General features: G+C 30.2%; 13 protein-coding genes and 1 tRNA gene. 12 read left to right on the top strand and 2 right to left on the bottom strand.

What is annotated here, in order from left to right; genetic code table 11:
• The first annotated feature begins 91 nt into the window (after positions 1 to 91).
• On the top strand, positions 92 to 364 hold the full coding sequence (locus ACL_RS04310; protein ID WP_012242816.1) for an HU family DNA-binding protein: 273 nt from the start codon (positions 92 to 94) through the stop codon (positions 362 to 364).
• Between the two features lie 189 nt (positions 365 to 553).
• Positions 554 to 1,504 (top strand): ankyrin repeat domain-containing protein, encoded by a 951-nt coding sequence (locus tag ACL_RS04305; RefSeq protein ID WP_012242815.1) that lies wholly within the window; start codon positions 554 to 556, stop codon positions 1,502 to 1,504.
• A gap of 41 nt (positions 1,505 to 1,545) precedes the next feature.
• Here the strand turns inward: ACL_RS04305 and ACL_RS04300 are convergent, their stop codons facing one another.
• A complete protein-coding gene (locus tag ACL_RS04300) occupies positions 1,546 to 2,748 on the bottom strand; it encodes a CPBP family intramembrane glutamic endopeptidase (protein ID WP_012242814.1) in 1,203 nt (400 codons plus the stop codon).
• Positions 2,749 to 2,855: 107 nt separating this feature from the next.
• On the opposite strand from ACL_RS04300, the gene rdgB reads away from it, so the two are divergent.
• From rdgB to ACL_RS07270, 8 genes are all read left to right on the top strand, one after another.
• Entirely contained in the window at positions 2,856 to 3,458 is a 603-nt protein-coding gene (gene rdgB, locus ACL_RS04295) for an RdgB/HAM1 family non-canonical purine NTP pyrophosphatase (protein WP_012242813.1), read from the top strand.
• Positions 3,418 to 3,864 (top strand): metallophosphoesterase family protein, encoded by a 447-nt coding sequence (locus ACL_RS04290; RefSeq protein ID WP_012242812.1) that lies wholly within the window; start codon positions 3,418 to 3,420, stop codon positions 3,862 to 3,864. The genes rdgB and ACL_RS04290 overlap by 41 nt, the downstream gene beginning before the upstream one ends.
• Positions 3,854 to 4,735: a phosphotransferase gene (locus ACL_RS04285; protein ID WP_012242811.1), complete on the top strand. Its 882-nt coding sequence runs from the start codon at positions 3,854 to 3,856 to the stop codon at positions 4,733 to 4,735. The genes ACL_RS04290 and ACL_RS04285 overlap by 11 nt, the downstream gene beginning before the upstream one ends.
• Positions 4,732 to 7,752 (top strand): EAL domain-containing protein, encoded by a 3,021-nt coding sequence (locus tag ACL_RS04280; protein ID WP_041634094.1) that lies wholly within the window; start codon positions 4,732 to 4,734, stop codon positions 7,750 to 7,752. Before ACL_RS04285 ends, ACL_RS04280 begins: the two co-directional genes overlap by 4 nt.
• Complete coding sequence (locus ACL_RS04275; RefSeq protein ID WP_012242809.1) at positions 7,742 to 8,785, top strand: hypothetical protein; 1,044 nt, start codon at positions 7,742 to 7,744, stop codon at positions 8,783 to 8,785. The genes ACL_RS04280 and ACL_RS04275 overlap by 11 nt, the downstream gene beginning before the upstream one ends.
• Before the next feature lie 46 nt (positions 8,786 to 8,831).
• Complete coding sequence (locus ACL_RS04270; RefSeq protein ID WP_012242808.1) at positions 8,832 to 9,032, top strand: hypothetical protein; 201 nt, start codon at positions 8,832 to 8,834, stop codon at positions 9,030 to 9,032.
• A gap of 150 nt (positions 9,033 to 9,182) precedes the next feature.
• Positions 9,183 to 9,539, top strand: coding sequence for a hypothetical protein (locus ACL_RS04265; protein ID WP_012242807.1), 357 nt, complete (start codon positions 9,183 to 9,185; stop codon positions 9,537 to 9,539).
• Between the two features lie 76 nt (positions 9,540 to 9,615).
• On the top strand, positions 9,616 to 10,296 hold the full coding sequence (locus ACL_RS07270) for a Type 1 glutamine amidotransferase-like domain-containing protein (protein WP_012242806.1): 681 nt from the start codon (positions 9,616 to 9,618) through the stop codon (positions 10,294 to 10,296).
• A 69-nt stretch (positions 10,297 to 10,365) separates the two neighbouring features.
• On the opposite strand, the gene ACL_RS04255 is transcribed toward ACL_RS07270, so the two are convergent.
• Positions 10,366 to 10,441: transfer RNA gene (locus ACL_RS04255), tRNA-Lys, on the bottom strand.
• 120 nt (positions 10,442 to 10,561) lie between these two features.
• On the opposite strand from ACL_RS04255, the gene ACL_RS04250 reads away from it, so the two are divergent.
• Positions 10,562 to 11,542 (top strand): hypothetical protein, encoded by a 981-nt coding sequence (locus tag ACL_RS04250; RefSeq protein ID WP_012242805.1) that lies wholly within the window; start codon positions 10,562 to 10,564, stop codon positions 11,540 to 11,542.
• A gap of 2 nt (positions 11,543 to 11,544) precedes the next feature.
• On the top strand, positions 11,545 to 12,105 hold the full coding sequence (locus tag ACL_RS04245; RefSeq protein WP_012242804.1) for an Ig-like domain-containing protein: 561 nt from the start codon (positions 11,545 to 11,547) through the stop codon (positions 12,103 to 12,105).
• The last annotated feature ends 40 nt before the right edge of the window (positions 12,106 to 12,145 follow it).

The following is a 12,145-nucleotide window of genomic DNA, read 5'->3' as shown; positions in this document are numbered from 1 at the left end:
TAGTCGGTTATTAAAAAAATAGAGTGTATTAATCGTTGTATAAAGCGATTTATCATGTTATAATCATAATATCTTAATAGGAGGATTAAAAATGAACAAAACTGAATTAGTTGCATTAGTTGCCGACAAAGCTGAAGTTACTCAAGCTATGGCTGAAAAAGTCGTTAACTCGTTTGTAGATGTCGTTACAGAAACTCTTTCTAAAGACGAAAAAGTAGTTGTTACGGGATTTGGTACTTTTGAAGTACGTAATCGTGTTGCACGTCGTGGTAAAAATCCACGTACTGGTGAAGAAATTATTGTCCCAGCACAAAAAACACCTGCTTTCAAAGCTGGTAAATTATTAAAAGACGCAGTTAAATAGCCTTTTAATAAAATCTATGAGCAACTTGAGAATGGCTCAAATATCTACAAGTTAATCTTTTAGAAATCATAGTAAACAAGTACACTTCTAAGTACAACTTAGGTGTACTTTTTTTATAAGACGAGTTCAAGTAACTTTATTTTAGGAAATAGTATATAATATATTTGAAGGAATAGGAGGTTTTTAATCATGGATTTATTTAAATATGCATATGATAATGATGTGTCTAGTCTTCAGACTCATATCGATTTTTTAGGTATTAAAGACCAAAGAGGTAAGGGATTACTTCATCATGCAGTACTAGGCAGTAGTATGGATGTTATTGATTATTTATTAAATCAAGAAATTGATTTAAATCTAAAAGATCAATTAGGAGAAACTGCACTTTTTGATTGTGCCAGAAAAGCTAAACTAAATATTGCTAAAAAACTATTAGCTAAATATGCACGTGTAGACATCAAAAATAACCGTGATGAAACAGTTTTACATTTGGCAGCTCATAAGGGTAATCTAGATATGGTTAAATTACTACTTGAATATAAAGCAGACCCTAAAGCTAAAAATAATGAAGATAGATTACCAATACACTATGCAATACTTGCAGGACATATGGATGTAGTTACATATCTCTTAGAATACGCTAAGACTTCATACTTTTATTTAGACAGTAATAAAGATTCGTTTTTACATTATGCTGCTAGAACAACCAATGTATCTATGGTAGAACACTTTTTAGAACATAAATTAGATCCTAATTTATTAAATGACCACTTTGAAACACCACTGTTTAACGCCGTAAGATTTGGTCAAAAAGACATTGTCCAACTTTTACTAAAGTATGATGCATATGTTGAAATATATAATAGACGCTATGAGACACCATTAAATCTAGCAAAAATTAATGATGACATCGTTATTTATGAACTATTAAAAGAATGGCAGTTATCGCCAGATTATACAAATTTATTAAATGATCAAATACTTACACTAGCAGTATTAAATAGAGATCACTTAAAACTTAGAACACTTATTGATAATGGCTATTTATTAAAAAAGGACAGATTAAAGCAAAACGCATTTGATTATGCACAGCACTATAAGTTAAGTGCATGTGTTAATGTACTTAGACAACTCATTTAAGCACGATACAAAAATAGCAGCCAATTTGGCTGCTATTATTTTTATAAAACATAAAGTAAGAACATGGACATTAAAACAGATATTAAATTATAACCCATGTGTGCAATGATCGGTATCACAATGTTTTTCTTATTAATCATGTAAATGTAACCAAATATAAATCCACCTGCAATATATGGTAAGCTACTTACAATCACCATACCAATATCGCCTGTAAGAATTTCAGTTGAGATGTGGATTAATCCAAACACTAGTGAAGAAATAACAAGTGCCCAGTTTTCATTTTTAATTAAACCAAAGAATGATTTTCTAAATACCAATTCCTCAACAATAGGTCCAATAACAACAGCAGTAATAATCATTAAAATAAAGTAAGGTGACTTTAACATTAAATTAATTGCTAACTGATTTGCAGATACTTGATCAGGGATTTGAAACATTGTAGAAATCGCCATGACAAGAATACCAACAGCAATATTACCACCAAACATGTAAAGCACACCAATACCAGATTTTGCTAAAACTGTGCCAACACTTTCATTATCTACCTTTAATAAATTGAAGTCTCCAATTAAAATTGGTTTAGAAATGATTACCATCGGAATTGCAATAATTAACATTAATGTAAACGCGAATATTGCATTTAAAGCTACTGTTGGGACTGAATTTTCTTTGGTCAATTCGATGATATTGTCAACAGAAGAACCTGCCACTAGTGGTGAAACATCATCATAGGGTATATGGAAGTTAATTTGGGCGTTATTAGGCCATTTTTTTATGTTTCCATCTATGATATCATTGAGCACTGATGCCTTCAATGTATAGGTGTAAACATCGCCTTCTAAGACGGAATCAAAGAAGTCAGTATCTGTAATAAAGGTTGCTGAAGCGTGTACATAAATGATATGGGTACCATCTGCTCCAACCGGTATTAAGAAAGATTCATAAGCTGAATCAAGATTTTCAAAATTGTTTGGATCGACAATCAGTAATCCATTGACATCATTGACTGCATTAGTGATTGCAAATTCACTAGCGTTCACATCTTGAAAGAAAAAGTCGATATCAGTTAATGCGATTAAAATAAATATAGAAAGAATAATTGGTAGTATCATATACGCTAAGTATAAGAATAGGTTATTTCTATAAATTTTTTGCATTTTTGGATCTACTTCATCCTTGTTCTTCTGTTCTTCATGAATTTCTTTAAATTCATTTTCTATTTCATCTAAATGGTCATACATGTGCTTATCTCCTCAACGTATTTAATAAATCTATTATACTAGAAAACCATTAGTTATCATAATAATGATATAATTATATATGATATAAATTTTATAAAGGTGAATATATGGATATAATATTTGCATCAAATAATTATCATAAGTTCATAGAAATGGAAAGTATTTTAAAACCACATCAGATCACTTTATTAAAAGACTTTCAAATAGATGAAAAAGAAATTATAGAATCCGGATTAACCTTTGAAGCAAATGCACAGATTAAAGCACGAGCATTTGCTAAAAGATTTAATCAAGTGGCCATTGCAGATGATTCTGGTATCATTATAGAAGCGATAAGTCCCCTACCAGGGATCTATTCGAAACGGTATAGTGGATTAGGTGATACTGTGAATAATATTAAAGTATTAGATGTACTAAAAAATAAGGAAAATCGTCAAGCAAGATTTGTATGTGCGATTGCAATTGCGTTTCCTGATGGTAAAATATTTACATACGTTGGCAACATGTTAGGCAATATAGCTTTAAACTTAAAAGGGAGTATGGGATTTGGTTATGATCCAATCTTCATACCAGATGGTAAGCAAGAAACACTGGGTGAATTAGGTTCAACTTATAAAGATGAACATTCGCATAGAAGACATGCTTTGAACAACTTTTTGGAGGCTAAAGATGAAATTATTGATTACTGGCGATATACATGGAAGAAATGATGTACTTGAAAAAGTATTGAAACGAGAACCTACATTTGATTTACATCTAAATACTGGTGATTTAGGTTTAGATTTACAAACTATTGAAAATGCTAAAATGATTGCTGTTAAAGGTAATACGGATTATTACCTAGATTTACCAACCGAAAGACTCATTGAATTTAAAGGTTTAAACATATTACTGACACATGGTCATCTTCAAAATGTAAAGTATGGTTTAAATGAATTAATCATGATGGCTAAAGAAATGGGTGCAGACATCTGCATATTTGGACATACGCATGACGCATTTTATAGAAGTATTGATAATATTATATTTATAAACCCAGGTGCCCTGACCGGACAAAAGAATAAGACATACGCAGTATACGAAAAAGAGAAAGTGAGCATCATAAATGTTGATTGAAGATAAAATCGTAGAAATAGCTACAAGAGTATTTCAAGTAAATGAAATAGATGTAAGAGTAGATTCAAGATTTAAAGGAGGTATGAGTAACTACACCTACTTGGTCTATGTCAAAGAACAACCATATGTCATTAGAATTATTGGTGATGGTGGTGAAGTTTTAGTTAAACCAAGTATTGAAAAAAAGCATATTCAACAAGCAAAAGCTTTAAATCTTAACTCAGAATTAGTTTATTTTGATTCTAAAACAGGTGTTAAAGTTTCAAAATATGTAGAAGGTACACCGCTATCTGTTAGTATGGAAGAAACAGATTATCCATTAGTAGCTAATGCATTAAAAACACTTCATCAAGCTAAATTACCTGGTGAAGACTATGGATTAAAAGAACGTTTAAGAAGATATGAAAAGCTTCTTAAAAAAGAGCCATCAACTACGTATTATACACTTAAGATGCAATGGCTTAAATTATATGATGCTTATTTTTCTAAATTACCTAAAGTGCTATGCCACGGTGATGCACAGCGCTCTAATTTAGTGAAATCAGGGGATAAAATCTATTTATTAGATTGGGAATTTTCTGGATTAAATGACCCTTACTATGATATTGCATCGTTTGGAAACATTGATTTTAAAGATGCTGAAAAATTATTAGGTTATTATCTAGAACGTACACCATCTGCTTTTGAACTTGCACATATACGTTTTTATAGAATGTATCAAGTGTTACAATGGCATATTGTTGCAACCTATAAACATGAAATTAATTTATCAGAGAAACTTCATTTAGATTTTGAAATGATTGCAGGCAAGTATTTAAGTTTAGCTGGCCACTTTTTAGAACAACTAAAGGAAATTGAGCAATTCAAGTGAAAGAGATATTAAACCTTCAGCCAAGTCAAGAATCCGTTGCTGAAATATTAAATTTCATAGAGCATAAGACATTAACTGTTTTGGAACACCAAACAGTTTTTATCCATTTAATGAAAACCTATTATGCTCTAAAAGCATATCCAATCGTATTAAATGAAGGTATAGCTTATCATGAGAAGTTGATTCAACATCATCAAAATCCTGAATTAGAAGTACTTTATGAACTGATTTATTTATCTGCTATGAACTTAGAAAAATATGATATTGCATATGCCTATATTCAAGATCGTAAAGAAGTACTACCGGTAAATAAAAGATATTTAGCTGATTTAAATTTATTAGAATTTAAAAAGATAACCCATCAAAATTATACTGAAGATATCGAAAGATTACTACAAGATACATTACCTAATGACATAAAACTATCATTATTAAAAGATCTTTTAGTGAATTACTTAAATCAAAATGAACCAAATAAAGCCATTACTTTGATGGCTGAACTCAAAAGATTAGATTATGAACAAACGTATATACCACTATATTTAAAAACACTACTACAATTAAATCAGTATAGTGAAGCTAAATTAATCGCAAATCAATATCGTCAAGATAAAAGACATGAAATGTCTGCATTTATGACGCTTTTAGAAGTTTATGTACATGAAAAGGATTCACATAGACTAGCAATTCTAGATGGCGATTTTAGTGAGAAAATAGAGTTAGAATCACCTGAATTTAGATTAAAATCCTATGAACTTTTCATGAATTTTTATGAGGAAATTAAAAACAAATTTCTTTATGATAATTATGCCAAGAAGTTAAAAAATCTTCAAAAAGAATTAAAGAAACAAAAGAAAAATGAATCTGTTATTGAAGAAAAGAAAGATTCAGGCATTAAGGTCACGGATCATCAAGTAAGTATAGCTCCTAAAGTTTCAGCAGTTAAGGAAAATATCTATCACATGGATGCCTTAATTGAGCTCTTTGGGTATGCTCATCAAATCCATGATAACAAACACTATAGAGAATACTTAAGACTCTTTTTTATGCGTGTATCTGAAGTAGTAGATGCAACAGACTTTATCGTCTTTACCAGTAAAGATGATATGCTCTATCATTATAAAAAAGAAAGACTCTACGATAAGCAACTGATACCTCAAAGTTATTATGACACCATCATTCATAATGTCTTAAAAGATGGTCAAGAGCGTTTTGGTACACCAAAATCATTTATGGATTCCAAAAATATATTAACTGGTAAACCATATGATGAAAGTGTTGGCTATATTTATAGTTTTGCCCTTTATGATTTAGGTGCCTTCATGGTATATCTAAAAGATGAAATACAAGATCCAGGAACCTTTTTTGACCTATTTAAAGGTATTTCAACCATCATCTATGGAAGTTTAAAGGATGAAGAGAAAATAGGTAATATTCGTACTGAAAATACGTTTTTAAGACATATCCTAGACTCAAACTTAATGAACCTACGTATCATGACGAATCATCAATCAACTTATAATATCGCAAGTCAAAAATTACTCAATGTTGATAGTCACTTACCATTTGAGCTGTTTTTAAGAAATCTAGGTGTTCATGAAATTAAAGCTTATGAACATTCAGTTCAAAGATTATTTGAAAAAGCAGGTTTAATGGATGTAGTCACCTACGTTTATTTAGATAAACAAATTAAAGAAAGACTTGTTTCAATCGCTACTCAAGATGAAATTCATGTAATTTCAATCTTTGATGATATTACACATATTTATGATGAACGTATGAAACTCATTGAAGAAGCTACAGTGGACTTTGAAACATCGCTTTTAAATTTAAATGCGCTACATAATAACTTTGAAAAGTACATTAAAGATAAAGGTTCATTTTTACTCATATCATTTAATGAATCTATTTTACCTATCTATGGTAGTGATATTGCATTAAAATTCTTTAAAGAGTTTGGTCAACGTAGTCAAAAGTTCTTTGAAGATGGTACAGTTTACCGATATGGTACAAACCAATTGTTTGTATATGTACCTGTAAATGATATACGAAGTGTGACAAGATTATTAAAAGCATATATTAAATACTTAAATGACACGGAATCTGTAGTCATAAGCTACGAACAATTTGAACCGAAAATAGCTGTGATTAGATATCCTGTTGTTACAGAAGAAAAACTACCAAGTAAGATATTTAGATATTTAGAATTATCACTAGATTATTTAAGAAGAAAAGCAAGTGATGAACCCTATATATTCTATGAGCATTCTATCTATGAAAATGAAGTCTTTGAACAACAAGTCATTAACTACTTAAATCAAGCGATTGAAACCAATCAACTATCACTTGCTTTTGAGCAAATAATCGATTTAGATAGAAATGTTATTTGGCAATATGAATCTGATCTTATCTTAGAAAATATTGCTGTAGATAGTAAATACCTACACGCAATTGCTAAAAAACGTAATCGTTTAGAAGCGTTAGAACACCATCATATTAAGATGGTCTGTGAGTTTTTACATACACTCGAAAAAGAGACAACTAAGCTCATTAAAATTACCATTCCAATTTCTAAAGAAACATTTACGAGTGTAGACTTTAATCCTTATATCTTTGGGTTGTTTCATCAATATAGTATACCCTTTGAATTTATTCGATTTAAAGTCAAGGGTGATAATATAAAAATCAATCAGCACTTAAATCAAATATCAGAACTTGCCAATACGGGTATTGGACTGGATACAACATCTGTGGAAACTGCCCTTTCCTATCCATTTAATGCACTTCATCTGGACTTTAAATCTACGGACGATAAATGGAACCAATATATTCAAAGTATGCACCAATTGTTCCTAAATCATCACATGGCAGTTATCATTAGAGATGTAAAGTCACCTGAACACAAAGAAGTACTTCATAGTTTAGGCATCAAATACATTCAAGGTGATATGTATAAACCAATTACTGCAGATAGGCTATTTATAAAAATCAAAGGAAATAGTTCAAATGAGAATTGAAAAAGCAATTGAAAACTTAGCGTTTGATGCAAAAATTAGAGCTGAAAGTAGTGTAGCCGCATTAAAGTATGTGGATCTTATGATAGAAGATTTTAAAGTTAGAGATGCATCCAGTAAAGCAGATATTTTACTTGACGTTTTTGGGTTACTTCAAGGCTTATTTGTAGCCATTGATGCGTTATATCAACTCTCTTTTACAGCAACGAAATATAAATACCACGTTAACATCAACCAAAATAGAAACTTAAGACATTTAAAATATTTACGTAATGATATTGTAGGACATCCAACAAATAGAAACTATGAAGATGGTTCATTTGGATTTTCTGTCATTATTGAAGATGAAATTACAAAAGATAAACTTTCTTATATAACCTATATTATTACAGATAAGAAAATCAATCGAAGCATTCAAACAGTATCATTTGATAGTGTTTTGAATGCTTACGAACTAGAAAAAAACAATGTATTAATAGACTTAGAAAGATATCTTCAAAATACACCACATAAGACTGAAACCACTGGACTTTTAGTATCCTTATTTGAGCAATCACTCAATGGTGTTTATAATCTACAGGATTTAGAATTAATAGAGGGGAAATTCTTACGTGAAAACAACTTATCTAAGGGTTCGAACCACCGCTTTTTATATCGATTAAAACTCCTTAAAGAGATTTTTATCTGGAAGGATGATAAGTATCAGGAAATCATTGATTATGCTGCCAAACAGCAAATATTAGCGATTTATAAAATGAATTTGGATATCAATAGTAAAAAGATTCGTATACCTGTTTTAACAATGCCCCCATTAATAGAAAAACTATATAAAACAATTAAAACAAGTAAACAAGCTAAACGTTTAATTAATAATTTAAATGATATGGATCACCCTTTATTTATGCAAGATTTAGATCAATTAATTAAATTAATTCAAGATCCGAGTTTAAAACAATTACTATTATGGTTCCAAAGAATAAAGGATAGAAACCATAGTTTCGTAATTGGAAAAATAATTAAAGATATTTTAGCTTGAAATATGGTATAATAAATAGTAGTTTAAATGTTAGGAGAAATGACATATGGCATGGAGCAATGAAACGTATTTAATCGGTGAAAAAATTCGTGTTGAGGGTGAAAGAGATTTGGGTATCGTAACAAGACTTGATTTGACTAGAGGTTTAATTTATGTCATGTTCAAACGCTTACGTGAAGAAGCTTATCCTTATCCTGAATCCATAGAAAATGAAACACTACAACCAATTGTGACACAACAACCTTAATCATAAAATAATAGTTATAAACACTTACCATGGTAAGTGTTTTTTCTTAATGTCACGGAAATTCACACAATTCATAAGTTATAATCCACTTTCCATGACATTTATTTTGTTTAATGCTACAATACTTCATATCAATTAGAGGTTATAAAAGTGACAGAAGAAAAAAGTTATAAGACATTTGTTGAAACTGAATATTACAAGAAGAAAAAACCAACTGTAGATGCTCTAAAAAAACTTAGTGTGGATGAGTTATGCGATCATATTAAAGCGTATAAAGAATACATGTTGGCGCTTGTTATGGATCATGAAGATCAACTACTTGATAACAGACTTCAAACCCAAACTGAAAAACAGTTAAGAACTTTAGCTGAACTTGAATCCTTCTTAAGTGAAGGTATTACGAACGCGCTTGTTCATGTGATGTTAGATGAAGATGTCATTTTACATTTAATTGAAAAAGTTAAGAAAGATCAAACACTTGGCGCATGCTGTAAAACACCTTTTTAGAAGGTGTTTTTTTTTAACCTTTAATTGCACCTCTAATAGACTTTAAAATCATGTAAAAATAAGGTATAATAGGGTCATGATAAATATATTAAGTTCAAGAACAATCTATGACAAACCATATGTCAAAAAACATTTAGAAAAATACATTCATAAAGATAGTAAGATATGCGTAATAGCATTCTCACAATTTGAGTCTGATGATATGATAGATCAATATCACAAAGGTTATGAACAACCTCTAGGTATTTGGTATCTGCATATTTTAGAACCGTTTTTAAGTTATGGTATCGATCCGGATAATGTGAGTTGGGTGATTTATAAAAAGGATACAGCGGATAGCGCCATAAAAAAAGTCAGTGATGCAGATATCATCTTTTTACCAGGTGGTGCACCAGAAAAATTCTATAATCGTCTCGTAGAATATAACTTATTAGATACCATTAAAAACTCTAATAAAGTAGTCATGGGACCATCTGCAGGGACCATGGTTCAATTTAACTGGTTCCATATTTCAAAAGATAGAGACTATAAAAAATATCAATTAAGTGATGGTATTGGCTTATTAGAGGATTTTGGTGTTGAGGTGCATTATAACCGCCGTAAACAACAAAAGAAGAGTTTAAGACGTACAAGTCACTATCATGAAAGACCAATCTATGTGATTTATGAACCTGGATATATGATTATAGAAGATGGGAAAATAATCTATAGTTATATGGCGTCTAAATACTATGAAAAAGGTAAGAGAGTAAAATAATTATTGATTTTAATAACGAAAAAATAAGGCCATTTGATATGTTCATCAAATGGCCTTTTCATATATAAATGGTACACCCACACGGGCTCGAACCGTGGACCCACAGATTAAGAGTCTGTTGCTCTACCAACTGAGCTATGGATGCATTTTTTATAAAGCATTATCATTGTATATCAAGTTTACTTATTTGTCAAACAAAAATAAAAGTCATTTTTATATTTTGTCTCTACTATAAGGTAGAAAGTAAATAAAAGGAGATTTTAATATGAAACAAAAGCTTTTAATGATAGTTATATGGATAAGTATACTTTGTTTGACGGTATCACTGATACCGAATGTACATGCACTTCCAGTGAGTTTAAAACCGCTAGAAGGTCTGGATGAAATGGAACTTATAGAGACGCATGACCGTGTCTATATAGCAGCATTTGATGACATTTTATTTAATGATGATGTGATGAGTCGTATGGGTCCAAATATATATAAAATAGATTCACTATATGAAACATTTGTAGTATCTGATGCAGATACGGGTAATATCATATACAGTTATGTTGGAAGAACATCAATTTTATTAGATAGCACTCATTATAATAAAGATGGCATCTTAAAATTGTCTAGTCAAGAGGATACGACATTACTAGAAGATTTAGGTAATTTTCATATGTACTTTGTAAAAGGAAGAGAATTCTCTAGAGTTCAGTCTACTATCACATTAAAAGTTGATGTAGAGTATCCACTAGATATTCTAGAATTAAATGAGTTGTTTGGAGCATGGGACAATCAAAATGGAAACATTACGGATAGTATCGTTATAATAAATGATAATTACACCCCGAATAAACATAAACCAGGTCTGTATAAAGTGACAATAGAAGCAACAGATCTATCTAATAATAAAACAACATATACTTACAATGTGTGGGTCCAAGACACAAAACCACCTGTTGTCCAACCTTTAGAAGATATTAGGATTAGTTATGCCGGCAAAATTGATGTAGGAACTCTTATTGACATCGTAGAGGCAACAGATAACTATACAGAGAACTTAGAAATATCAATTGATGATGAAAATTATACAGGTAATGAACATATTGTTGGACAATACTATGTTGATATCATGGTGGATGATTACAATGGTAATGCTGTCACTGTTAGACAACATATTTATGTAATTGATGATGTTGCACCTATTATTACTGGTGAAGTACATATATCATTGATATTGAAGATCAATTTGATTTAGAAATGATTCTAGAAAGTATGTCAGCAATTGATGAAATAGATAAGGATTTCATTGAAGTATATATCAAATCAAGTGATTTTAAAAAACATGAAACTGGACAGTTTACAGTAATTATAGGAGCAAAAGATCAATTTGGTAATGAAGCAACTAAAGAAGTATTTATTGAGGTATTAGACAATACCCCACCAGTATTTTTTATTAAAATACCTGCAATTAACTTAGATGCAAGCAATATACATGACGCAAATGAATTACTTGGATTAATCAAGAATCTATTAACGATTAATTACACAGAAATTGAAATCACTCAAAATGATTATGAGGGGAATGAGACTAAACCAGGTGTATATGTTGTTACATTAAGTGCTAATACTGGAACTGAATGGATTCAAATTCAAACACAAGTTAGAGTCAATGAAACCATACCAATTCAAACAGATATAAACTCTACCAATATACATAATATATGGATTATAATCCGTGTAACACTAACGTTGATAGTATTAATTGTTGGTTCATCCATACTCATTATTAAAAGAAGAAAGTCAATTAGATTGAAATAATCGATGAAACTAGTATAATATTCTTCATAAAGGAGAATAA

This window comes from Acholeplasma laidlawii PG-8A (assembly GCF_000018785.1).
Classification (GTDB): domain Bacteria; phylum Bacillota_I; class Bacilli_A; order Acholeplasmatales; family Acholeplasmataceae; genus Acholeplasma; species Acholeplasma laidlawii.
This window is presented reverse-complemented; position numbering and strand designations above follow the sequence as displayed.